At 64.8% G+C, this 21,086-nt stretch carries 25 protein-coding genes; 14 read left to right on the forward strand and 11 right to left on the reverse strand.

Annotation, left to right across the window (positions count from 1 at the left end):
- Window positions 1-13: 13 nt before the first annotated feature.
- The gene (locus TM49_RS03050; protein ID WP_045679486.1) at window positions 14-505 is read left to right on the forward strand and encodes a low molecular weight protein-tyrosine-phosphatase; all 492 of its coding nucleotides are present in this window, start codon (window positions 14-16) and stop codon (window positions 503-505) included.
- On the opposite strand, the gene thpR is transcribed toward TM49_RS03050, so the two are convergent.
- Both thpR and TM49_RS03060 read right to left on the reverse strand, forming a co-directional pair.
- Window positions 436-1,032 carry an RNA 2',3'-cyclic phosphodiesterase gene (thpR, locus tag TM49_RS03055; RefSeq protein WP_045679487.1) on the reverse strand — a complete coding sequence of 199 codons (597 nt, stop codon included), beginning with the start codon at window positions 1,030-1,032 and terminating at the stop codon, window positions 436-438. The two genes, TM49_RS03050 and thpR, sit on opposite strands and share 70 nt — an antisense overlap.
- A 75-nt stretch (window positions 1,033-1,107) precedes the next feature.
- Window positions 1,108-1,746, reverse strand: a complete 639-nt coding sequence (locus TM49_RS03060) for an arylesterase (protein ID WP_045679488.1) — start codon at window positions 1,744-1,746, stop codon at window positions 1,108-1,110.
- Window positions 1,747-1,858: 112 nt separating this feature from the next.
- Here TM49_RS03060 and TM49_RS03065 point away from each other — a divergent pair, with 112 nt between their 5' ends.
- Entirely contained in the window at window positions 1,859-2,545 is a 687-nt protein-coding gene (locus tag TM49_RS03065) for an ABC transporter ATP-binding protein (protein ID WP_045679489.1), read from the forward strand.
- On the forward strand, window positions 2,542-5,088 hold the full coding sequence (locus TM49_RS03070) for an ABC transporter permease (RefSeq protein WP_045679490.1): 2,547 nt from the start codon (window positions 2,542-2,544) through the stop codon (window positions 5,086-5,088). The genes TM49_RS03065 and TM49_RS03070 overlap by 4 nt, the downstream gene beginning before the upstream one ends.
- 10 nt (window positions 5,089-5,098) lie before the next feature.
- On the opposite strand, the gene TM49_RS03075 is transcribed toward TM49_RS03070, so the two are convergent.
- The gene (locus TM49_RS03075) at window positions 5,099-5,302 is read right to left on the reverse strand and encodes a hypothetical protein (protein WP_045679491.1); all 204 of its coding nucleotides are present in this window, start codon (window positions 5,300-5,302) and stop codon (window positions 5,099-5,101) included.
- Window positions 5,303-5,579: 277 nt separating this feature from the next.
- Here TM49_RS03075 and TM49_RS03080 point away from each other — a divergent pair, with 277 nt between their 5' ends.
- Together TM49_RS03080 and TM49_RS03085 are read left to right on the forward strand one after the other, a co-directional pair.
- Entirely contained in the window at window positions 5,580-6,335 is a 756-nt protein-coding gene (locus tag TM49_RS03080; RefSeq protein WP_045679492.1) for a Bax inhibitor-1/YccA family protein, read from the forward strand.
- Window positions 6,336-6,409: 74 nt separating this feature from the next.
- Window positions 6,410-6,949: a GNAT family N-acetyltransferase gene (locus tag TM49_RS03085; protein ID WP_045679493.1), complete on the forward strand. Its 540-nt coding sequence runs from the start codon at window positions 6,410-6,412 to the stop codon at window positions 6,947-6,949.
- Between the two features lie 9 nt (window positions 6,950-6,958).
- Here TM49_RS03085 and TM49_RS03090 read toward each other — a convergent pair whose 3' ends face one another.
- Both TM49_RS03090 and TM49_RS03095 read right to left on the reverse strand, forming a co-directional pair.
- Entirely contained in the window at window positions 6,959-7,648 is a 690-nt protein-coding gene (locus tag TM49_RS03090; RefSeq protein WP_045684669.1) for a tellurite resistance TerB family protein, read from the reverse strand.
- Window positions 7,649-7,808: 160 nt separating this feature from the next.
- On the reverse strand, window positions 7,809-8,930 hold the full coding sequence (locus tag TM49_RS03095; protein ID WP_244464783.1) for a cytochrome c3 family protein: 1,122 nt from the start codon (window positions 8,928-8,930) through the stop codon (window positions 7,809-7,811).
- Between the two features lie 185 nt (window positions 8,931-9,115).
- On the opposite strand from TM49_RS03095, the gene TM49_RS03100 reads away from it, so the two are divergent.
- From TM49_RS03100 to TM49_RS03135, 9 genes are read left to right on the forward strand one after another with little or no spacing between them, the layout of a single operon-like run.
- Window positions 9,116-10,378, forward strand: a complete 1,263-nt coding sequence (locus TM49_RS03100; RefSeq protein ID WP_052699688.1) for a Na(+)-translocating NADH-quinone reductase subunit A — start codon at window positions 9,116-9,118, stop codon at window positions 10,376-10,378.
- On the forward strand, window positions 10,375-11,163 hold the full coding sequence (locus tag TM49_RS03105) for an RnfABCDGE type electron transport complex subunit D (RefSeq protein ID WP_244464784.1): 789 nt from the start codon (window positions 10,375-10,377) through the stop codon (window positions 11,161-11,163). The genes TM49_RS03100 and TM49_RS03105 overlap by 4 nt, the downstream gene beginning before the upstream one ends.
- The gene (locus TM49_RS03110; RefSeq protein WP_045679495.1) at window positions 11,156-11,956 is read left to right on the forward strand and encodes an FMN-binding protein; all 801 of its coding nucleotides are present in this window, start codon (window positions 11,156-11,158) and stop codon (window positions 11,954-11,956) included. The genes TM49_RS03105 and TM49_RS03110 overlap by 8 nt, the downstream gene beginning before the upstream one ends.
- A gap of 1 nt (window position 11,957) precedes the next feature.
- Window positions 11,958-12,623, forward strand: coding sequence for an NADH:ubiquinone reductase (Na(+)-transporting) subunit D (locus tag TM49_RS03115; protein WP_045679496.1), 666 nt, complete (start codon window positions 11,958-11,960; stop codon window positions 12,621-12,623).
- Entirely contained in the window at window positions 12,620-13,231 is a 612-nt protein-coding gene (gene nqrE / locus TM49_RS03120; RefSeq protein ID WP_045679497.1) for an NADH:ubiquinone reductase (Na(+)-transporting) subunit E, read from the forward strand. The genes TM49_RS03115 and nqrE overlap by 4 nt, the downstream gene beginning before the upstream one ends.
- Entirely contained in the window at window positions 13,228-14,454 is a 1,227-nt protein-coding gene (gene nqrF / locus TM49_RS03125; RefSeq protein ID WP_045679498.1) for an NADH:ubiquinone reductase (Na(+)-transporting) subunit F, read from the forward strand. The genes nqrE and nqrF overlap by 4 nt, the downstream gene beginning before the upstream one ends.
- Before the next feature lie 3 nt (window positions 14,455-14,457).
- Window positions 14,458-15,453: an FAD:protein FMN transferase gene (locus tag TM49_RS03130; RefSeq protein WP_045679499.1), complete on the forward strand. Its 996-nt coding sequence runs from the start codon at window positions 14,458-14,460 to the stop codon at window positions 15,451-15,453.
- A 19-nt stretch (window positions 15,454-15,472) separates the two neighbouring features.
- A complete protein-coding gene (gene nqrM / locus TM49_RS22900; RefSeq protein ID WP_082074869.1) occupies window positions 15,473-15,640 on the forward strand; it encodes a (Na+)-NQR maturation NqrM in 168 nt (55 codons plus the stop codon).
- Complete coding sequence (locus TM49_RS03135) at window positions 15,637-16,029, forward strand: CBS domain-containing protein (protein WP_045679500.1); 393 nt, start codon at window positions 15,637-15,639, stop codon at window positions 16,027-16,029. The genes nqrM and TM49_RS03135 overlap by 4 nt, the downstream gene beginning before the upstream one ends.
- Window positions 16,030-16,048: 19 nt before the next feature.
- On the opposite strand, the gene TM49_RS03140 is transcribed toward TM49_RS03135, so the two are convergent.
- The 6 genes from TM49_RS03140 to TM49_RS03165 all read right to left on the reverse strand — a co-directional run bounded on the left by TM49_RS03140 (window position 16,049) and on the right by TM49_RS03165 (window position 21,080).
- On the reverse strand, window positions 16,049-16,987 hold the full coding sequence (locus tag TM49_RS03140; RefSeq protein ID WP_045679501.1) for an ABC transporter ATP-binding protein: 939 nt from the start codon (window positions 16,985-16,987) through the stop codon (window positions 16,049-16,051).
- A 21-nt stretch (window positions 16,988-17,008) separates the two neighbouring features.
- Window positions 17,009-17,644, reverse strand: coding sequence for an ABC transporter permease (locus TM49_RS03145; protein ID WP_045679502.1), 636 nt, complete (start codon window positions 17,642-17,644; stop codon window positions 17,009-17,011).
- Entirely contained in the window at window positions 17,641-18,273 is a 633-nt protein-coding gene (locus TM49_RS03150) for an ABC transporter permease (protein ID WP_045679503.1), read from the reverse strand. Before TM49_RS03150 ends, TM49_RS03145 begins: the two co-directional genes overlap by 4 nt.
- A gap of 34 nt (window positions 18,274-18,307) precedes the next feature.
- Entirely contained in the window at window positions 18,308-19,108 is an 801-nt protein-coding gene (locus TM49_RS03155; RefSeq protein ID WP_052699690.1) for a phosphate/phosphite/phosphonate ABC transporter substrate-binding protein, read from the reverse strand.
- A 9-nt stretch (window positions 19,109-19,117) separates the two neighbouring features.
- Entirely contained in the window at window positions 19,118-20,122 is a 1,005-nt protein-coding gene (locus TM49_RS03160; RefSeq protein WP_045684674.1) for an ornithine cyclodeaminase family protein, read from the reverse strand.
- Window positions 20,123-20,192: 70 nt separating this feature from the next.
- The gene (locus tag TM49_RS03165) at window positions 20,193-21,080 is read right to left on the reverse strand and encodes a glycine betaine ABC transporter substrate-binding protein (RefSeq protein WP_045679504.1); all 888 of its coding nucleotides are present in this window, start codon (window positions 21,078-21,080) and stop codon (window positions 20,193-20,195) included.
- Window positions 21,081-21,086 lie beyond the last annotated feature (6 nt).

Raw genomic sequence — 21,086 nt, forward strand, 5'->3', positions numbered from 1 at the left:
ATGCGTAAAACTCATGGCCCACCCGGAAAAATCGTCCGTTCTTTTTGTCTGCACCGGCAATATCTGCCGTTCACCCCTTGCCGAGGGCATCTTCCGCCACCTGGCCGAGACGGCCGGTGTTGCCGATGACTTCGTCATAGCCTCCGCCGGCACCGGCGGCTGGCACGAAGGCGAGGCGCCGGATCCGCGCTCGCGCGCCATCGCGGCGAAACACGGCATCGACATCTCGGCCCAGCGCGCGCGCAAGATCGTGGCTAGCGACTTTCAGCGCTTCGGCCTTGTTCTCGGCATGGACGGCGACAACATGGCCGTACTCAGACGCATGGCGGGCACCAACGCCGCCGCCACGGTCGCACTCTTTTCCGATTACACGCTATCGATCCGCAAGGATGTCCCGGACCCCTATTACGGCGGGGCCGACGGGTTCGACAACGTCTACCACATGCTCTTCACGGGCTGCCAATCATTGCTTTCAAAGCTCCAGGCGTCATCCATCGGATCGTAGAGCTCAAAGGCCTCCTCGACCTTGTAGGGGCCGCCGCCGACGGAATCACGCGACGACAGCAGCACGAACCGGGCCGCGGTGAACGGCAGCGTGTGGAAATTGCCGCGGGCGGAAAGATACTCGACGACATCCTGGACCCGCGAACCGCGCAGCCGCGCCAGCGTCACATGCGGCGAGAACTTGCGAGGATCGGCCTTCAGCCCGAGCCGCTGGCAGATGCGGTCGATTTCGCCCTGCAGCGCAAAAAGATCGGGTGACGGCGATACACCGGCCCAGATGGCATGCGGCTTCTTGCTGCCGAAGGCGCCGGTTCCGGTGAGGTTGAGCTGGAAGGAGGGACGCTCGATCCGGTCGAGCCAGTGGACCACTTCATCGGCGGTGCGAAAGTCGACATCGCCGATGAACCGCAGAGTGATGTGGTAATTCTCCACATCGATCCAGCGGGCCCCGGGCAGGCCGCCGCGCAGAAGCGAAAGACTCAACGCCTGTTCGCGCGGGATTTCGAGGGCGGTGAAAATTCTCGGCATGGCGAGCTCCCCGAATCTGCTACTGACAATTGTCAGCGAATCACTTAACCCGCTTAGGCGCAAGGCCTATTTTTCCTATCCCCCGATCATTTCCACGAAGCCCTCAACCGCGGGCAGTGTGTTTTCGACCATCACGTCGACACCCTCAGCGTTCGGATGCATGCCGTCGGAAAGCTGCAGATCGGGGTGCGTCGTGACCCCGTCGAGGAAGAACGGGTAGAGCGGAACGTCATATTTTTCGGCAAGTTTGCCATAGATGGCGTTAAAGTTCTCGCCGTAGTCGGCGCCCATGTTCGGCGGCGCCATCATCCCCATCAGCATCACCGGAATATCGCGCGCCTTCAGCTTTTCGATGATGGCGGTGAGATTGTCTTCGGTGTTTTGCGGCACGATACCGCGCAACGCGTCATTGGCGCCGAGCTCGAGAATAACGCCGTCCGTGCCGTCGGGCACCGACCAGTCAACCCGCGAAAGCCCGCCGCTTGTCGTATCCCCGGAGACACCGGCATTGGCAATCGTCAAGTCATGACCGGCCGCCTTCAGCGCCGTCTCCAGCTTCGCCGGATAGTCCTCTCCGGGGCCGAGCTCGTAGCCAGCAACCAGGCTGTCGCCGAGAACGACGAGCTGCACCGGTTCGGCAGCGCGGGCGAGCCCGGTAGCGGAAATAAGGGCGAGTGCGGCAAAAACTATTCGTGATGACGCTTTTAATCGCATGATGGGGCTCCTAAATCTTTTCCATTCACGGCTTTCGCCGGTCCACACGCATGACCAGCACGTATTGCCTATATGTGTTCAGCCAATCACGAATTTCAAAGCGGGAACGAATTTGTCGGAAAACCTGATTACGCTTCACGAGGCCCAGCTGACGCTCGGCAAGGGCTCGGCCGCCGTCCATGTGCTGAAGGGCATGTCGCTTGAGATCGGCCGCGGCGAGTCCGTCGGTATTCTCGGGCCTTCCGGTTCCGGCAAATCGACGCTCCTGATGGTGATTGCCGGGCTGGAGCGCCTCGACAGCGGCGAGATCACCATCGACGGCACCCCGCTTTCCGGCCTTTCCGAGGATGCGCTCGCCGCCTTCCGCGGCGAAAATGTCGGCATCGTGTTCCAGTCCTTCCACCTGATCGCCAACATGACGGCGCTCGAAAACGCCGCGATCCCGCTGGAGCTCGCCGGCCGCGCCGATGCCTTCGAGCGGGCCCGCGCCGCTCTTGAGAGCGTCGGTCTCGGCCACCGGCTGACCCATTATCCCGGCCAGCTTTCCGGCGGCGAACAGCAGCGCGTGGCGATTGCCCGTGCGCTTGCCCCTGAACCCGCTGTGCTGATCGCCGACGAGCCGACAGGTAATCTCGATGGCGACACCGGCAGCCAGATCGCCGATCTTCTGTTCGCCCGCCAGCGCGAAATGGGCACGACGCTGGTGCTCGTCACCCACGATCCGTCGCTTGCCGCGCGCTGCGACCGGGAAATCCACGTCCGCTCCGGCGAAATCGTCACGGATGCGCCGGCGCAATGAGAGCAAATCGACTGAACCCAGCGCTGGCCCTGAGATTTGCGCTGCGCGAAATGCGCGGCGGGCTCTCCGGCTTCTACATCTTCCTCGCCTGTATCATGCTCGGCGTCGCCGCGATCGCCGCCGTCAATTCTGTATCCTCGGCGGTCAACACCGCGATCGCAGAGCGCGGCCGCGAAATCCTGGCCGCCGACATCCGCTTCGAGCGCGACAACGAACCGCTGACCGGCGAGGAGCGCAGCTATCTCGATACGCTCGGCACGGTCTCGCAATCGGTCACGCTGCGCTCGATGACGCGGCTTGCCGACGGCTCGGACCAATCGCTCGCCGAAGTGAAGGCGGTCGATGGTCTCTATCCGCTCTATGGCGCCGTAGTCTCCGATCCGGCCATGCCGGTGGCCGATGCGCTCGGCGAGACCGATGGCCGCTTCGGCACGCTGGTGGCGCCGCTGCTTGCCGACCGGCTGCATCTTGCGCCCGGCGACAGCCTGCTGCTCGGCAATGCCGAACTCAGGGTTTCCGGCATTCTGACCGAAGAGCCGGATTCGCTGTCGGAAGGCTTTGCCTTCGCCCCGCGAATCCTGATCAGCGACGCGGCGCTTCAGGCATCCGGCCTGGTCCAGCTCGGCAGCCTCGTCGACTATGCCTATCGTATCCGGCTTGCCGGCCCAGACGCTGACCCGAACGCCGTGAAGACGGCGGCCGAGGAAAAATTCCCGGATGCCGGCTGGTCGGTGCGCACCAGCGACAGGGCGGCCCCCTCGCTTTCCGAAAACGTCGACCGTCTTTCCGAATTCCTGACCCTGGTCGGGCTCGCGACACTGATGACCGGCGGCGTCGGCATTGCCAACGCCGTCAGCGCCTTCCTCGAGAGCCGCCGCCGGGCGATCGCCGCCTTCAAGTGCATGGGCGCGCCTGCCAACATGGTCGTCGCGATCTATTTCTTCCAGATCATGCTGATGGCGCTGATCGGGATCGTCGCCGGCATGGTGCTTGGCGCGGTCATTCCGCTGATCGCGCTGCCGCTCCTCTCCTCGCTGCTCGAAATCGCAATTCCCGCCGCCGTCTTCCCCGGCGCCCTGCTGCTTTCGGCGCTGTTCGGTCTGCTGACGGCCATCGCCTTCGCCATCCTGCCACTCGCCGCAGCCCGCGACGTGCCGGCGACGGCGCTGCTGCGCGAGCATGGCTATGATGAGGGCGGCCGGCCAGCCTGGTCGTTCATCGCCGCTGCCGCCCTCACCTTCGCCATTCTCGGCGGCCTGGCGATTGTCACGGCGGAAGAGCGCTTTGTCGCATCGGTCTTCCTTGCCGCCGTCGCCGGGGCCTTTGTCGTGCTGCGCCTCGTGGCCGTCGCCATCAAGGCGATCGCCCGTCGGGCGCCGCATCCGCGCGCGCCATCGCTCCGGCTTGCCGTCGGCAACATCCACCGCCCCGGCGCGCTCACCGGCTCGGTGGTGCTGTCGCTCGGTCTCGGCCTGACGCTGCTGGTGGCGCTAGCCCTCATCGACGGCAATCTCAACCGCGAGCTCTCACGCTCGCTGCCGGAGCGCGCGCCCGATTTCTTCTTCGTCGACATCCAGAGCAACGAGGTCGACGGTTTCAGGGACCTGATCGAGACCGAGGCGCCGACCGGCGAACTGTCGCTGGTGCCGATGCTGCGCGGCCGGATCATGAGCCTCAACGGCACGCGGGCCAGCGAGTGGGACGCGCCGCCGGACGCCAAATGGGTGCTGCGCGGCGACCGCGGCATCACCTATGACGCGACGCTTCCGGAAAATTCGACGCTGGCCGAGGGCGCGTGGTGGCCCGAGGACTATAGCGGCGAGCCGCTGGTGTCCTTTGCCGCGGAGGAAGGCAAGGAGCTTGGACTGAAGCTTGGCGATACCGTCACCGTCAACGTGCTCGGCCGCGACATCACCGCGAAGATCGCCAGTTTCCGCAATGTCGAGTGGGGATCGCTGTCGATCAATTTCGTCATGGTGTTTTCGCCGAACACCTTTGCCGGTGCCCCGCATGGCTGGCTTGCGACGCTGACCAACCCGGATGGAAGCACCGCGAAGAACGCCGAAATTCTCGGCGCCGTCACCCGCACCTTCCCGACCGTCACCACGATCGAGGTGCGCGCCGCGCTCGAGGTCGCCGGCCAGCTTGTCGACCAGCTTGCGACCGCGATCCGCGCGGCGGCGGCCATCGCGCTTGTCGCCTCCGTTCTGGTGCTTTCGGGCGCACTTGCGGCCGGCAATCGCCGCCGCGGCCACGATGCCATCATCATGAAGACGCTCGGCGCGACACGGCCGGCGCTGATCCGCGCCTTCGTCTACGAATATCTGCTGCTGGGGCTTGCCACCGGCGTCTTCGCGCTGATCGCCGGCTCGGCAGCGGCGTGGTATGCGCTGACGGCGATCATGGAGTTGCCGTTCGCGCTGCTGCCCTCGGTGGCACTCGGCACCATTGCCGGCGCGGTGGTCGTCACGGTCGCCATCGGCCTTTTCGGCACGTGGCACCTGCTCGGCCAGAAGCCCGCGCTTTACTTGCGCGAGCTCTGAATGCCGGGGCTTACTTGTCGCGCCGCAGCGCATCCATCAGTTCGGCGTTGCGGCGGTCGGCGTGAAAGTTCTGCACGGCGAACAGCGCCCACAGCGCCGCAATCGGCCAACCGATCAGGGTGATCTGCAGGATCAGGCAGATGATGCCGGAGATCGGCTTGCCGATGGTGAAGAAGGAAAGCCAGGGCAGAACGACGGCAATGAAATAGCGCATAGGGGTCCTCTTTCAGGGGCGGGCGGATTTGACGCAGCCGCCGGTTCACACGGATAAATGGTGAGCCGCTCCGGTCATTTGCAGTCCCGTTGCGGCATTTCTAACCAAATTGTGAGGATTTCCCTTCGCTTTTCAAACTTATAAGCCTTGTATCGCGGTGGCGTTCCCATCATATTATCCACAGGCTTGCTGGAGCCCCCCAGCGGCGCCTGGGCGTTCGCCGGATGGTGACGTGCCCGACACCGTGAACAACGAGGGGCTTTTTTAGAGGAACTCAATGGCTGATCTTCGTAACTATCAGAACCGCGCGCAGGCGGGAGCGCACGCGAGTGCTGAAATCGATCAGGGTCTGCGCGCCTACATGCTGCGCGTCTACAATCTCATGGCCCTCGGCCTCGTGATCACCGGCGTTGCCGCCTACGGTATCTTTACGGCTTCGGTCACCGGCGATGCCGGCGGCCAGGTCCAGCTCACCCAGTTCGGCCAGGTCATGTATGCCTCGCCGCTGAAGTGGCTGGTGATGTTCGCACCGCTGATCGCCTTCTTCGTGCTGGCGTTCCGCGTCAACAAGATGAGCGTCGGCGCTGCGCAGATGGCCTTCTGGGTCTATGCGGCGCTCACCGGCATTTCGCTGTCGACGATCTTCCTCGTCTATACGGGCGAGAGCGTCGTCCAGACCTTCTTCATCACCGCCGCGTCCTTCGGTGCGCTGTCGCTTTACGGCTACTCCACCAAGCGCGACCTGTCGGCGATGGGCTCGTTCATGGTGATCGGCCTGTTCGGCGTGATCATTGCGATGCTGGTCAACATCTTCCTGCAGTCGAGCGCGCTGAGCTTCGCCATTTCGGTTCTCGGCGTTCTGATCTTCGCTGGCCTGACCGCCTGGGATACGCAGAAGATCAAGGAAATGTATTATGAAGGTGACGGCTACGAAGTGGCCGGCCGCAAGGCGGTGATGGGCGCACTGACGCTCTACCTCGACTTCATCAACATGTTCCTGTTCATGCTGCGTCTGCTCGGCAACCGGAACTGAGATCACGACAGCTCAAGAAATCAAGGCGGCTTTCGAGCCGCCTTTTTCATGTTCATTTCACGCTGGAACGCGCCATGCCGATCGTCCTTCGCCCTGCAACCACCGCCGACGCCCCTTCGATTGCCGCAATCTATTCCGACAGCGTGCTCCATGGCACCGCCAGCTACGAGCTGGAACCGCCCTCGGTCACCGAAATGGAAGGGCGCATCGCCGCCGTGCTTTCCGGCGGCTATCCCTACCTCGCTGCGATTGACGAAGAGAGCGGTGCGGTGCTCGGCTATGCCTATGCCAGCGCCTTCCGCACCCGGCCGGCCTATCGCTGGCTTGTCGAGAACTCCGTCTATCTCGCCGGGGATGCGCGCGGGAAGGGTCTCGGAAAGCGGCTTCTGGCGCTGCTTGTCGCCGAATGCGAACAGCGCGGCTTCCGCCAGATGGTCGCCGTCATCGGCGGGGCGAGCCCCGCCTCGATCGCCCTGCACAAGGCCCTCGGCTTCGCCGAAGCCGGCCGGCTGACCGGCACCGGCTTCAAGCATGGCCATTGGCTCGACACCGTGTTCATGCAGCGCGCTCTCGGCGAGGGCAACACCAGTGACCCTCTGCCGCTCTCTTCTTGAGGCGCCTTATCAGGCGCTACGCCCCGCCTCGGCTTCCTGATCGAGATAACTCCGCAGGCCGCCCGGCATGTCGAGATTGTCGGCAAGCCTGTCGAGGTAAAGCTTCTCTTCCGGCGTATCCGGGTCGATCGCGAGCGCCGACGCGAGATAGAGCTCGGCCTTCTGCTCGCTGTTGCGGGCAAGCGCGGCGATGGCACGGGCATCCGACGGGCTCGCGATATAATCGAAGAGCAGCGCCTTTTCGTCCGCGCCAAGACCGGTTTCGTCGATATGCCGGCGGATGCGCGCATGTTCCGCCTTGTCGATGTGATCATCGGCATTGGCCGCCGAGATCATCGCCCGCATGAGGGCAAGCCGGAAGTCGCTTCCGGACTGGTCTTGGTCATGCTCGACATCGAAGCCACTGTCGGCCGGCGGCTTCGGCAGCGGCTGTGGCTCGGAAGTCGACCGGCTGTTCTGCTGCCAGTCGCGATAGGCCTTGTAGGCGAGCCCACCGACGGCGGCCATGCCGCCATATTTCAGGGCCTTGCCGCCGAGTTTCCGGCCGGTCTTCGTGCCAAGCAGCAGGGCGATTGCACCGCCCGCTGCCGCTCCGCCGGCGAGACCGCCCGGAAGGCCCGAACGCTGCTGCTGCACCTCCCCTTGCGAAGAGGCGCCATTGGTGCCGAGGAAGCCTTCGAGTAGCCTGTTGATGTCCATCGCGATCAGATCTTCTCCGTTGTTGGTCAAATCCAACTGGGAGCCGGCCCTGGCCGTTTCAAGCAAATGCCGCGGCGGACACGGGATTGTGAAGCGGCAGGCATCAACGCGTAACGGCCGCCACGAGGGCGGCCGCAACGTCAGGGATCAGCAGCTGGCGTCAGCGCGCAATCCCAAGCTCAGCCATATCGAGGTTGAGCGGTCCCGCCAGATCCTCGACCGAGTCGTAGAGCAGTTCGAGCGTGTAATGCGGATTGTGGGCAAAGGCGCCCGGATCGGCATTGATGAACTTCCAGTTATAGGCCGCCTTCAGCATCCGCGGCGTCCAGGCATTGTATTTCTGCGGCGCGCCGTCGATCCGGTCGCCGCGCCCATCCTGATCGGCGTCGACGAAGAAATACGGATAGCTGGGTTCGAACACGATCGGCGTACCGGCGACCTTGACCGCATAGTCCTGGATGGTCCGCAACAGCAGCGCCGCATTGGCATCGATATCGGTGCGGATGCCCTTGGAGACATTACCGCTGCCGTCGAAGCTGATCGACGAGATGCGGATCGCATCCGGCGATCCGTTCTCGTGACAGGTGAGACAGATCGCCTCCGATACGTCGAGCGTATGCGGATTGTGACAGGAGACGCAATCATCCAGCGGGCGGGCATGGAAGAACCGGCCAGAATAGGTCTTGCCGGGATATTGGTAGCCGCCGGCCCCGACACTGCCGAGGCGGGTTGCGCCGGCAAGGGCATAATGCGGATTGACGAAGTTGAGCGAATCGTCGGGCGCATCGTCCGCCTTGTCGGCGACAGCCTTGGTGACGCTGGCGCCGGCCTCGCGGCCGATGTGACAGGTCATGCAAGCCGCCTCGACGCCGGGCTTGACCGGATGTTCGATGCCGCTCGGCAGCATGATCGCTGCGATTTCGCCGAGGCCGGGATTATGGCAGGTGTCGCAATCGACGACACCGCCGACCGGAACCGGTCCGTCAACGCCGGGCGCACTGCCATCGAGCCCGTGGAACGAGCGGAAGCCGGCACCGGAGTGACAGCGGGCGCAGGCCACCGGAACCTCGCCTTCGCCATCCCAGTGGGTGAAGGCTTCGGCGGTGGCATCGGCATGGGCCGATCGCGCCCAGGCCGTGATCATGTCCTGCTGGGGGACCGATATCTGGTCCGGGCGGAACGGACCCGATTGCGGCATGACATAGAGCTCGAGCGCCTCGACCGGGTCGTCGCCGGCGGCTGGTTCCTGCGCCTGCGCTCCGTTAGAATTGACAATCGTCAAAATTGCAAATAACGTAAGTGCGAAAACGAAATAAATCCGGCTCATCCCCGATGACATGGCTTTTCACCCCCGTTGAAAACTCATAGTCTGGCGTATGCGCATGCTAATCAATTTGGCGCGTTCCGGCAACCTATAGTCGGTATGACCAAATCTATTGGCGTTCACATATTGAGGGGAGTGAAGCGTTGGCCCGCCTTTCTGCCGCAGGTCTTTCCGTGCCGACCGGCACGCCATTGCCAGACTATTCCAGCATTTCCACAGCCTTGACCGACGAGGCCGGCCTGGTGCCGGCGCCGGGCGAGGAATTGCGGGTCACGCCGCTTGTCAGCGTCGAGGACATCGTGTCGCAGGGCCAGCCGCTGCTGGAGCTCCGCGCCGCGCCTGAAATTCGGCTCGTCGCGCCGATGGCGGGGCGCGTCGCCGCAATCGAACTGAAGCCCGGCCGCAGCCTGACCCAGCTTGTGCTGTTCCGCGAGGAAACCGGCGAACGCCACGTCTTTGCCGGACCAGCCGGCAATGCTGACGATATGAGAGCGCTGCTGCAGGCCTCGGGCCTCTGGCATCGGCTGCGCAGCCGCCCCTTCGGCCACATGCCACGACCGACGGAAACGCCATCCGCCATCGTCATCATGGCAGCCGACAGCCGCCCGGGCGCGCCCGCCCCTACCGAGGCGCTCAAGGGCCGCGAGGCGGCGCTGGCGCGGGGACTTGAAGCGCTCTCTCTTCTCACCGAAGACAAGCTATTCTTCTGCGAGCCGCACAAGGCGCGCATCGGCGTCGATCTGCCGGCCGAGATCATCCGCGTTCCCGTCGGCCGGCTGCATCCGCTCGGCCTTGCCGGGCTGCAGGTCCACCGGCTCTGTCCGGCCTCCATCGAAAAACGCGTCTGGGACATGCATGCCGAGGACGTCGCCGATCTCGGCGAGCTGATCGAGACCGGCATGCTGCCCGAAACCCGGCTGGTGACGGTGACCGGCCCGGCGCTCAACAGCCAGCGCGTGGTGCGCACCCAGCCCGGCGCCGACATGCGCGGCCTCTGTTTCGGCCATGTCCGACCCGGCCCGCATCACGTGATCGCGGGCTCGCATATCGATGGCCATGCCGGCCACTGGCTTGGCCCGCGCGACCGGCAGGTGACGGTGCTGTCGCATGGCGCCGGCCAGCGCCGCGGCCACTGGTTTTCGGCAGCCCTCACCAGGGCCGCCCGCCCGCTTCCGATCATTCCGACATCGGCGCTCGAACAGGCGCTCGGTGGCGATATTCCTGCCGCGGCCCTTGTCCGGGCGCTGTCGTCCGGCGACCAGGAAAGCGCTGTGCGGCTCGGCGCCCTTTCGCTGATCGAGGAGGATCTGGCGCTTGCGGACTACATCACGGCCGCCGAGCCGAGCCTTTCGGCGCAGCTGCGCGGCATCCTGAACCGTATCGAAAAAGAGGAGGTGCCCGCGTGACCCGTGGCCTGACCCATGGATTGTGGGACCGCGAAACGGTTGCCCTCCTGCTTCTGGTGGCGGTGATGCCATTGGCGCTGACCTGGCTCTGGTATGGCGGCTTCGATGCTGCCGGGCGGCTGGCCCTGGCGCTGGTCGTCTCCGGGCTCTGGCATGTGATCTTCATGCTGGTGCGCGCCCAGCCGCCTTCCTTCGCCGGCGCCCTGACGGCGCTTGCCGTCGCGATCCTCGCGCCAGAAGATCTCGGCTTCGTGCCCTTCGTGCTCGGCATCAGTTTCGGCTCGGTGATGGCCGAACTGGTTTTCGGTGGCTGGGGCCGCAATGTCCTGAACCCGGCGACGGTGACGCTCGCCTTTCTCGGCTTCGGCTTCGCCACAGCACCCTGGCCGCATATGGTCCTGCCGGTCGCCTGGGCGGCCATTCCCGCCGCCATCATCGGCATGGTGACGGGCGTGATGCCGGCCCGCGTCATCCTCGGCGCCGTGATCGTGCTCGGCGCGGCCGAACTCGGCGGCCTGCCGCTGGAACCGGTCCTGCCGGCCGTCGGCCTCGTCCTGGTGCTGCTCGTGGCCGATCCCGTGGCCAGCGCCTCCACCCGGCTCGGCGGCTGGCTGAACGGCATCGTCTTTGCCCTCCTCGTCATCATGTTCACGCTCAACTGGGCGGGCGCAGCTCCGGTGCGCATGGCGGTCTCGGCCGCGCTGCTCACCTCGCTGATCGCACCGCTGCTCGATGAAACCGCGATCGCGCTCTGGCTATTCCACAGGAGAAGACGTCATGGCTGACCTGAACCCGATTTCGGCCTGGCGCCGGTTCCTGGCCCTGCCCAACGAAAACCGCACCAAGACGGTGGTCATCGCCTTCCTCGTGTCCGCCATCTGCGCGCTGATGGTCTCCGGCGCCACCGTGGTGCTGCGCCCGATCCAGACGGCAAACCGCGCGGCAGAACAACAGGCCCGGCTCGAAGCGCTGATTGCCGGCATTCCCGGCATGACGCAGCTTCTCGAGCAATCCGGCGGCAAGCTCTCCACCGTGGTGATCAACCTGCCGAAGGGCGCCGCCGCCGAGGATGTCACGCCGGAAAACCTCCCGACAGCGCTCGAAAGCGCCTCGAACTGGAAGACGCTGTCGCCCGGTGAGGACACGGCGGGCCTCGGCCGCAGGCCGGATTTCGTGCAGATCTATCTGTTGCGCAACGACGCCGGCGATATCCAGCTGGCGCTGCTGCCGATCAGCGGCGCCGGCTATATCGGGCCGATCGACGCCATACTGGCACTCGATGGCGACATGAACACGGTGGCGGGGCTTGCGATCACCAACCAGGCGGAAACGCCCGGCCTTGGTGGCCGCATCGAGGAACCGGCCTTCCTGGCGCAATTCCCCGGCACCGAGCTTTACGACGCGGCCGGCAACATCCGCTTCGAGGTCGCCCACGGCAAGGCCGGCAATGACTACGAGGTCGACGGCATCACCGGCGCCACCCGCACCTCGAATGCCTTCACCAGGATCATGCGGTTCTGGCTCGGGCCGGACGGCTACGGTCCACTGATCGCCGCCGTCAAGCGTGGGGAGTTCTGATATGGCCGCCCGCAAGAGCCTGTTCACCACCCTGACCGAGCCGCTGATCGCGCAGAACCCGGTGACGCTGCAGATCCTCGGCATCTGCTCGGCGCTTGCCGTCACCACCTCGGTTGCGACCGCCGTCACCATGGCCGCCTCGCTGACCACCGTGCTGGTGATGTCGGCGCTGCTCGTCAGCCTGATCCGCCGGCACATACCGGATTCGATCCGGTTGATCGTGCAGATCGTCATCGTCGCCTCGCTGGTCATCGTCATCGACCAGTTCCTGCAGGCCTATTTCTTCGACATCAGCAAGCGGCTCTCGGTGTTCGTCAGCCTGATCACCACCAACTGCCTGGTGCTGGGCCGCACCGAATCCTTCTCGCGCAACAATCCGCCGCTTCCCTCGATGGTCGACGCGCTCGGCAACGGGCTCGGCTATTCGCTGGTGCTCGTCGTCATCGGCTCGCTGCGCGAACTCTTCGGCACCGGCAAGCTGCTCGGCAACCAGATATTTGCCACGGTCGAACAGGGCGGCTGGTTCACGCCATTCAACCTGATGCTGCTGGCGCCGAGCGCCTTCTTCCTGATCGGCGGTCTGGTCTGGGCGATCCGCTCGGTGTTCACCGAACAGGCGGAAGCGGCCGAGTTCACGCCGCCGGAAACCGGGGAGGCAGGCAAATGACCGATCTTCCGGGCCTGTTCCTCAAGGCAGCCTTCGTCGAGAACATGGCGCTGACGCTGTTCCTCGGGCTCTGCACCTTCCTGGCGCTGTCGCGGCGCACCGGTTCGGCACTTGGCCTCGGCATCGCCGTCACCGCCGTGATGGGCGTCACCATGCCGCTCAACAACCTGATCTACAATGCGCTGCTGCGCCCCGGCGCCTGGGCCTGGGCCGGCATGCCGGACACCGACCTCTCCTATCTGAAGCTGATCGCCTTCATCGGCGTGATCGCGGCGACCGTGCAGCTCGTCGAAATGGTGCTCGACCGGTTTTTCCCGGCGATCTACGCCTCCTTCGGCGTGTTCCTGCCGCTTCTGACCGTGCATTGCGCGATCCTCGCCGGCAGCCTGTTCATGGTCGAGCGCGATTATGACCTGGCGCAATCGACCGTGTTCGGTCTCGGCGCCGGCTTCGGTTTCGGGGTCGCTGTCGTCATGCTCGGCGCGATCCGCGCGCGCCTTGCCTATGCCGACCTGCCGAAGGGGTTGCGCGGGCTCGGCATCACCTTCACGATCGCCGGCATGATGTCGCTCGGCTTTTCGGCCTTTGCCCAGATGGTGGCACCATGACCGAGATCTTTCTGGGCGCCATCATCGTCGTTGCACTGGTGATCGTTCTGACACTGGCGCTGCTGATCACCCGCAAGCGGCTGATTCCAGCCGAGGCGCTTTCCATCAGCGTCAACGATTCGCTCGTCATCGAGGCCCAGCGCGGCGACCGGCTGCTCGGCGTGCTTCACGGCGCCGGCATCGGCATCCCTGCGGCCTGCGGCGGTTCGGGCACATGCGGCCTCTGCCGCGTGCATGTCGAGGGCGCCGGTGCGGGCGAGCCGCAGGCGACGGAACGCGGCGTGCTGTCGGCCGCCGAACGCCGTTCCCACATGCGGCTTGCCTGCCAGACCGCGCTGCGCGGGCCCTGCTCGGTAACCGTGCCGCAGGATTTCGTCGGCGCCACCGGCTTCACCTGCACCGTCGTTTCGAACACGATGAAGGCGCCGCTGATCCGCGAACTGGTGCTCAAGCTTCCTGAAGGCCAGCCCTTCGACTATCGCGCTGGCGGCTTCATGCAGCTCACCGTGCCGCCCTACAGGCTTGATTTCCACGATATCGAGATCGATGCGCCATTCAGCGAGGCCTGGCGCATGGCCGGCTGGGCGGAGATGACCGGCGCCTCTGATGCCAGGGTGACGCGCGCCTATTCGATCGCCAACCGCCCGGTTGACGCCGCCGAAGGCCGCGCCGTGTTCAACATCCGCCTGGCCGCCCCGCCACCCGGTCGCGAACGCGAAATCCCGCCGGGACTGGTCTCGTCCTACCTGTTCTCGCTGAAGCCCGGCGACACGGTGGAAGCATCCGGCCCGTTCGGCGAATTCCACGTGCAGCCGACGGAGCGCGAAATGGTGTGCATCGGCGGCGGCGTCGGCATGGCGCCGCTGAGGGCCATGATCCACGAACAGATCGGCAAGGGCACAAAGCGGAAGATGCGCTATTTCTACGGCGCCCGCTCCCTGGTCGACCTCTTCTATGTCGAGGAATTCGACGCGATCGCCGCCGCACATGAGAACTTCTCGTGGACGCCGGCGCTGTCGGATCCCGCCCCCGGCGATCGCTGGACCGGTGCGACCGGCTTCATCCACGAGAACGTCCGCGCCGCCCTGCTGCGCCATCCCGCACCCGAGGATTGCGAATACTATCTCTGCGGCCCGCCGGTGATGATCTCGGCGGTGCTGACCACGCTGGCGCGCCTCGGCGTCGAGCCACACTCGATCTTCAACGACGATTTCGGAGTCTGAGCCATGACCGCACATCTGACCCGCCGTCATCTTCTCGCCGCCACCGGCGCTGCCGGCCTTGGCCTTGCCGCCCCCGGCCTGCTCCGCGCGGCCTCCGCGACGCAGCATGTCACCGGCGCGGCCTTCGCCTCCGACTGGAGCGTGACGCTTGCAAACGGCGCCAATGGTGCGGCGCTGAAGCCGCGCTTCGACCAATTGCTGGCCAGCATCGACCGGATGATGTCGCCCTGGCGCGCCGACAGCGAGATTAGCGCCTTCAATCTCACCAGGGGCGAGGCCAGCCGGATTTCGGACGAAACGGCATTCACGGCCGAAGCCGCACTTGCCGTGGCCGCCGAAAGCGACGGCTGGTTCGACCCGACCATCGGCCCGCTCGTCGCCCGTTACGGCTTCGGCCCGATCGAAGGCACGGTCGGCCCGGAGGACGAGGCCGCGCCGCGCTGGCGTTCGCTCGCTGTCGAGGGCGATCGGCTCGTCAAGCGGCAGCCGGGCCTCACCATGGACCTCTGCGGCATTGCCAAGGGCCGGGCGCTGGACCTGATGGCGCTCGAACTTCGGGAAAGCGGGCATGACGACTTCCTGATCGCGATCAGCGGCGAGCTGCTGTCAAAGGGCCGCCATCCGGAAGGCCGGCCGTGGCAGGTGGCGGTGGAAGACCCGCGCCCGGAAACGGACGGCGCTTTTGGTGTTCTCCGGCTCGACAATGCGGCCGTCGCCACCTCAGGGCTGCGCGCGCAGAGCTACGACCTCGGCGGCAGCCGCTACAGCCATATCATCGACCCCTATCATGCCCGCCCGGTCGGAGGCGAAATCGCATCGGTCTCGGTGATCGCGCCGGATGCGATGACGGCGGATGGCTGGGCAACGGCGCTGACGGCGGCCGGTGCTAAGGGCCCGGCGCTGGCGAGGCGCCGTGGTATTGTGTCGCTGTTCCTGTTTCATGATGGTGCCGCGCTCAGAAGCGAAAGCGTGAACGGTTTCGACCGTTTTCTGCTATGATCGGCTTGAGGAGACGATGATGGAAATCGTGCTGGCAATAGCGGTGTTTGCGCTGGTGGCTGCGGGGCTCGGCCTCGGGCTGATGGTCGGCCGCGGCCCGCTGAAGGGATCGTGCGGCGGCATGGCCTGCCTCAAGGACGTCGCCTGCGAGGGCTGCCCGCACCGGGCGGAGAAGGAGGCACAGTGAGCGATACGATCGAAGGGATCACTCGCACCGACGCGCTGACGGTGACGCCGGACATGGCGATCCGCCGCGCCGTGGCGCTGCTGGTGGAAAGCAAGGCCGCCGGCGCGCCGGTCGTCGACGACAGCGGCATGCTCTGCGGCCTTCTCACCCAGAAGGACTGTTTCCGCCCGACGCTGCAGGCGAGCTATTATCAGGAATGGAAGGGCACGGTCGGCGACTACATGACGACCAACGTCATCAGCCTGCCGGCGAGCGCCGACCTGATGACGGCGGCGGAGGCCTTCCTCGAACACCCGCACCGCATCTTCCCCGTGGTCGAGGGCAACCGCCTTGTCGGCCTTTTGCGCCGCTCGGATGTGCTGGCCGCACTGGTGCGGCTCAGCGGATAAGCACTGGCGGCGCCGGGCCTTATTCCTGCGCGGCAAACACCAGATCGCGATCGAGATAGCCGACACGGGCACCCGTCGTATCGACGACATCGATACCCGGAAGGTTGTTGCCGAGGATGATGGCAAGCGCGGTGTGAAGGCTGGTATCCCCCGCCACCGAGGCGCCCGTGGCTTCGGGCCGCGGCGCAGACATCACGGTGTGTGCCTCGATAAGGCTGAGGCGCTTGATGTGGCGGTCCTGACCGAGGAAATCGCGGACGAAATCATTGGCGGGGCGCGCGAGGATTTCGGCGGGCGTATCATATTGCAGGAGCTTGCCATCGCGCATGATGGCGATGCGATCGCCCATCTTGATGGCTTCGTCCAGGTCGTGCGTGACCATCACCACCGTCTTGCTGACCTTTTTCAGGATCGCGCGGAACTCATCCTGCAGGCGCACGCGGGTAATCGGGTCAATAGCGCCGAAGGGCTCATCCATCAGCATGATCCGCGGTTCGGCCGCCAGCGCGCGGGCAAAGCCGACGCGCTGGCGCTGGCCGCCGGAGAGCTCATGCGGCAGACGGTCGCGCATGACGGCAGGATCGAGGCCGACGAGATCGAGCAACTCATCGATGCGGGCATTGGTCTTTGCCTTTTCCCAGCCGAGCAGCCGCGGCACGGTAGCGACGTTGCGGGCGATCGTCATGTGCGGAAACAGGCCCACCTGCTGGATGACATAGCCGATGGAACGACGCAGCTCTTTCGGGTCCGTCTTCGACACATCCTGACCGTTGATCAGGATACGGCCCGAGGTCGGGGTTTCGAGCCGGTTGATCATCCGCATCGTCGTGGTCTTGCCGCAGCCCGACGGGCCGATCAGCGCCACCGTGGTGCCGGTCTCGATGGTGAGGCTGAGATTGTCGACCGCAAGATGGGCGCCGTCATCGTAATTCTTGGAAACATGTTCGATCGTGATCATGGTTTTCTGAGACCTTCCGGGTCAGCGTCTGTTGGTGAGCCGGCGCTCGAGCCAGCCGAAGAAGATTTCGGCGAAGATGGCGAGCATGGCGATGGGAAGAGCGCCGACGAGCAGGCGCGGCATGTTCATCAGCGCAATACCGGCATTGATGAAATCACCAAGGCCGCCACCGCCGATGAAGGAAGCGAGCGCTGCGCCGCCGATCACCTGGATGGCACTGGTGCGGATGCCGGCGATGATCGAGGGCACGGCCAGCGGCAGTTCGATCTGCCAGAGGATATCGCGCTTGCCCATGCCCATGCCGGTGGCTGCATCGAGCACGGACGTGTCGATTTCGCGGATACCGATCACGGTATTGAGCAACAGCGGCGGCACGGCGAGCACGATCAGCGCGATCACCGAGGGCCACAGGCCGATACCGAGGATCGGCATCGCCGCCGCCAGTATGGCAAGGCTCGGAATGGTTCTGAGACCACCGGCGATATTGATCGCAGCAAAGGCCGCACGCGGCGAACGCGCAACCTTGAAGCCGAGCGGCAGCGCAATGACAAGCGCGATGCCGAGCGAGATGAAACACATCAGGAGGTGGCGATCGAAGGCGGAGAAGAAGGCGGACTGGTTTTCGGCAATCCACTGGAAGGCTTCGATGACAATCATTTGCCGCTCCTTCCGCTACGCTGGCGAAGGCGCTTCTCCAGCATTGACAGCAGATAGTCCGCCGACAGTGCAAGCGCCGCGGTCAGAAGACCGCCGACGATGATCTTTTCCGGAAAACGCTGGTCGATTCCCTGGAAGATGATCGCACCAAGGCCGCCGGCATTGATATAGGCGGCGACGGTGGCGATGCCGATGACGGTAACCGTGGCAATGCGCACGCCGCCGACGATATAGGGCATGGCGATCGGGAGCTCGACCTCCCAGAGCCGACGGAAGGCGCCATAGCCCATGCCATGGGCCGCCTCCATCACATCCGCCGGGATCGACTGGAAGCCGAGGCCGATATTGCGGATCAGGATCATCAGTGAGTAAAGCGCAAGCCCGGTGATCGCGGGCGCCGCACCGATGCCGAGCACGGGAATGAACAGCGCAAACAGCGCCAGACTCGGGATGGCGAACAACACGCCGGTGACGATCACCACCGTGGTGAATGTCTTCGGCCGGCGCGCCGACCAGATGCCGACCACCAGCGAAATCACCAGCGCGATGCCGACAGAGACGATAACGAGATAGAGATGCTGCAGCAGCGCCTCGCCCACCGTGTCGAGATGTCGTGGCAGCCATTTCATCGGCAGCCTCCTTTATTCGTATGGTTTTCCGGCCTCACCAGCGTTCTCCCAGCGCGGCATCCGCCTGCGCGGCGCGCGCCGGAAGCCCGGCAACGGCGGCGAGATCGGGAATCGCGAAGCGGGAAAGGCCAAGCGGCGCCAGAGCAGAGATCCCATCGGGGCTCCTGTCAGCAGAAAGAAGCGCCTGCCTGAGCCGCTCCGTCACGCCCGGATCGAGTGCGGCAGAAGATACCAGCATCGGAAACGGCGCAGGCTCGGTGGTCGCCACGACCGAAAGCTCCGCGATCGCCTCGGGCGCGTGCATTTCCAGAAGCTGCCAGGCATAGGCGTCGACCGCCCCGACATCCGCCTTGCCCGTGCGCACCGCTTCGATGACGCCGGCGGGACTGATGACCGGTCCGAAGGTCGCGACCCTGGCACCCGGAAAACGCGCCGCCAGAAATTCGCGCGGCGCGTTATAGCCGGATTGCGAATCGCGCACCGTCCAGGCCCATCGCGCGGACGCGAGCGATGCCGCAGCCAAACCGCTATCGGCCCGGGCGACGATCCGGCTGGCATAGACCGGCTTGTCGTCTGCCCACGACGCGGTGGAGACGGGTGCCGCAAGCGGTACCGGACGGTCTTCTTCCGGCATCACGGCGTAGGGAAAGGAACACATGAACGTGATGCCGAGATCCGCCCGCGCCCACAGATCCGCAAGCGGCGCCGGCGCGGGATAGGCGATGATATCGAGCGCCACGCCCGCCTCGTCGGCAAGCCAGCGAAAGAAATCATCCCACCGCGCCTTCACTGCCGGCGAAACATTGTACATGCGCGAACAGGCGACGGCGGTCATGATGCCCCCTCAGGCGAAGCGCAGGCGCTGGCCGATGCCGAGCTTCCTGGCCTTTTCGACCATGGCGGCGCCAAGCGCGACATCGGTGGTCGACAGGCCGCGATGCCAGAACAGGATGGTCTCGTCATCGCTTTCACGGCCCGGCCTGTCGCCGCAGACGATCTGGCCGATTTCGGCGTGCAGCGTTTCTTCCGTCACCTTGCCCTCGTCGACATGGCGGCGCAGCGCGCCATAGGGTCGGCCCGGACCGCACTGGCCCCAGTCATCGACGACGACCTTGTTCATGATGTCGGTGAGGTTGAATTCGAGGGCGCTCATCGTGCCGTAGGGCACGACGAAGGCACCCTGCTTGACCCATTCGGTCTTGAACAGCGGCGTCGGCTCCGGCAGGCGGCTCGCCTCGATCATGATATCGGCGCCGTCAAGGCAGTCCTGCCAGTTGTCGGTGACGATGATCTTCTTGCCGAGATCCTTTTCCAGCCGTTCGGCGAAAGCGTTGCGGCTTTCGGGGCGGCGCGAGTGGACGCGGATTTCCTCGAAATCGAACAGGTGATCGAGCAGGCGGACATTCCAGTAGGAGGTGCCGCGTGCGCCGACATGGCCCAACACCTTGCTGTCCTTGCGGGCGAGATATTTCGCGCCGATGGCGGTGACAGCGCCGGTGCGCATGTCGGTGATCGCGGTGGCGTCGATAATGGCTTTCGGAATGCCGGTCTCGGGGTCGAAGAGATTGAGCACGGCGAGTTCCGATGGCAACCCTTGCTTGTAGTTATCGACGAAATCGCCGACGACCTTGACGCCGGCAAAGCCGAGCGACTTCACATAGCCGCGCAGCACGTTGAAGTGCCCCTTGTCGGAGCTTTCCGGAACGAGATGAACGCGCGGCTCGATGACCGTTTCGCCGCGCCCCTGATCGGCAAGCGCCTTTTCGACGGCATCGAGTATCTCGCCATCCGTCAGCGCCAGCGCCTTGGCGTCGATCGCATTCAGATAGTCTATCCAGATTTCCTGCATTCTCGTCTCCGGCAGTTCATGATTTTTCGGGCGGAAGCAGGCGCGCGCGCCTGCTTCCATCAACAGGTGATCAGTTCTTGATCAGGCCGATCTCTTCCAGGTAGGCCCTGGCGACATCTTCCGGCTCTTCGTGGTCCTTCTCGACCTCGGCATTCAGCTTGCGCATGACGGCATTGTCGACATGGGGAGCGAGCGAATTCAGCACATCTGCCATGCCCGGATTGGCGTCGAGCACGTCCTTGCGAACGACCGGCGCGACGTAATAGGGCGGGAAGAGGCCCTTGTCGTCATCGAGCGGAACGAGGCCTTCGGCGCCGATCTGCCAGTCGGTGGCATAGCCGTTGGCGACATCGATATCGCCCTGCATCAGCGCGTCATAGCGCAGGCCGAGCTTGGCGAACTGCTTGAATTCCTTGAACTCGGCATCATACACCGCCTTCAGGCCGGGCAGCCCGTCGGCGCGATCGGGAAACTCCGGGCCGCCGCCGAAGACGAGGTCACCGGAGACCTTGCCGAGATCGCTCAGCGTCTTCAGGCCGTATTCGTCGGCGGTATCCTGACGAACGACGATGGCGTAGCCGTTGTTGATACCGGTCGGCTCGAGCCATACGAGGCCGAGTTCGTTGAGATAATAGTCGGACACTTCTTTGTAGACGGCATCGGCGTCGGACGAGACCTCGCCCTTGACGACCGAATTCAGCGCCGTGCCGGTATATTCCGGATAGAGGTCGATTTCGCCGGTGGTCAGTGCCTGGTGGGCGATCAGCGTGCCGCCGAGATTGATCTTGCGGTCGACGTCATAACCGGCATCCTCAAGCAGGATGGCATACATCTCGCCAAGGATGAACTGCTCGGTGAAGTTCTTGGAGCCGACCTTGATCGGATCGGCAGCAGCCGGCGCGGCAAGGCCTGCGACGACGGCCGCGGCGGCGAGGATCGAAGAAATGGTGCGTTTCATGGTTTT

This window comes from Martelella endophytica, assembly GCF_000960975.1.
Taxonomy (GTDB): Bacteria; Pseudomonadota; Alphaproteobacteria; order Rhizobiales; family Rhizobiaceae; genus Martelella; species Martelella endophytica.

Excerpts from the sequence above, each read along its gene's own strand:
- TM49_RS03050 (WP_045679486.1), top strand. The coding sequence starts at position 14 with ATGGCCCACCCGGAAAAATCGTCCGTTCTTTTTGTCTGCACCGGCAAT.
- thpR (WP_045679487.1), bottom strand. The coding sequence starts at position 1,032 with ATGCCGAGAATTTTCACCGCCCTCGAAATCCCGCGCGAACAGGCGTTG.
- TM49_RS03060 (WP_045679488.1), bottom strand. The coding sequence starts at position 1,746 with ATGCGATTAAAAGCGTCATCACGAATAGTTTTTGCCGCACTCGCCCTT.
- TM49_RS03070 (WP_045679490.1), top strand. The coding sequence starts at position 2,542 with ATGAGAGCAAATCGACTGAACCCAGCGCTGGCCCTGAGATTTGCGCTG.
- TM49_RS03075 (WP_045679491.1), bottom strand. The coding sequence starts at position 5,302 with ATGCGCTATTTCATTGCCGTCGTTCTGCCCTGGCTTTCCTTCTTCACC.
- TM49_RS03080 (WP_045679492.1), top strand. The coding sequence starts at position 5,580 with ATGGCTGATCTTCGTAACTATCAGAACCGCGCGCAGGCGGGAGCGCAC.
- TM49_RS03085 (WP_045679493.1), top strand. The coding sequence starts at position 6,410 with ATGCCGATCGTCCTTCGCCCTGCAACCACCGCCGACGCCCCTTCGATT.
- TM49_RS03090 (WP_045684669.1), bottom strand. The coding sequence starts at position 7,648 with ATGGACATCAACAGGCTACTCGAAGGCTTCCTCGGCACCAATGGCGCC.
- TM49_RS03110 (WP_045679495.1), top strand. The coding sequence starts at position 11,156 with ATGGCTGACCTGAACCCGATTTCGGCCTGGCGCCGGTTCCTGGCCCTG.
- TM49_RS03115 (WP_045679496.1), top strand. The coding sequence starts at position 11,958 with ATGGCCGCCCGCAAGAGCCTGTTCACCACCCTGACCGAGCCGCTGATC.
- nqrE (WP_045679497.1), top strand. The coding sequence starts at position 12,620 with ATGACCGATCTTCCGGGCCTGTTCCTCAAGGCAGCCTTCGTCGAGAAC.
- nqrF (WP_045679498.1), top strand. The coding sequence starts at position 13,228 with ATGACCGAGATCTTTCTGGGCGCCATCATCGTCGTTGCACTGGTGATC.
- TM49_RS03130 (WP_045679499.1), top strand. The coding sequence starts at position 14,458 with ATGACCGCACATCTGACCCGCCGTCATCTTCTCGCCGCCACCGGCGCT.
- nqrM (WP_082074869.1), top strand. The coding sequence starts at position 15,473 with ATGGAAATCGTGCTGGCAATAGCGGTGTTTGCGCTGGTGGCTGCGGGG.
- TM49_RS03140 (WP_045679501.1), bottom strand. The coding sequence starts at position 16,987 with ATGATCACGATCGAACATGTTTCCAAGAATTACGATGACGGCGCCCAT.
- TM49_RS03145 (WP_045679502.1), bottom strand. The coding sequence starts at position 17,644 with ATGATTGTCATCGAAGCCTTCCAGTGGATTGCCGAAAACCAGTCCGCC.
- TM49_RS03150 (WP_045679503.1), bottom strand. The coding sequence starts at position 18,273 with ATGAAATGGCTGCCACGACATCTCGACACGGTGGGCGAGGCGCTGCTG.
- TM49_RS03155 (WP_052699690.1), bottom strand. The coding sequence starts at position 19,108 with ATGACCGCCGTCGCCTGTTCGCGCATGTACAATGTTTCGCCGGCAGTG.
- TM49_RS03160 (WP_045684674.1), bottom strand. The coding sequence starts at position 20,122 with ATGCAGGAAATCTGGATAGACTATCTGAATGCGATCGACGCCAAGGCG.
- TM49_RS03165 (WP_045679504.1), bottom strand. The coding sequence starts at position 21,080 with ATGAAACGCACCATTTCTTCGATCCTCGCCGCCGCGGCCGTCGTCGCA.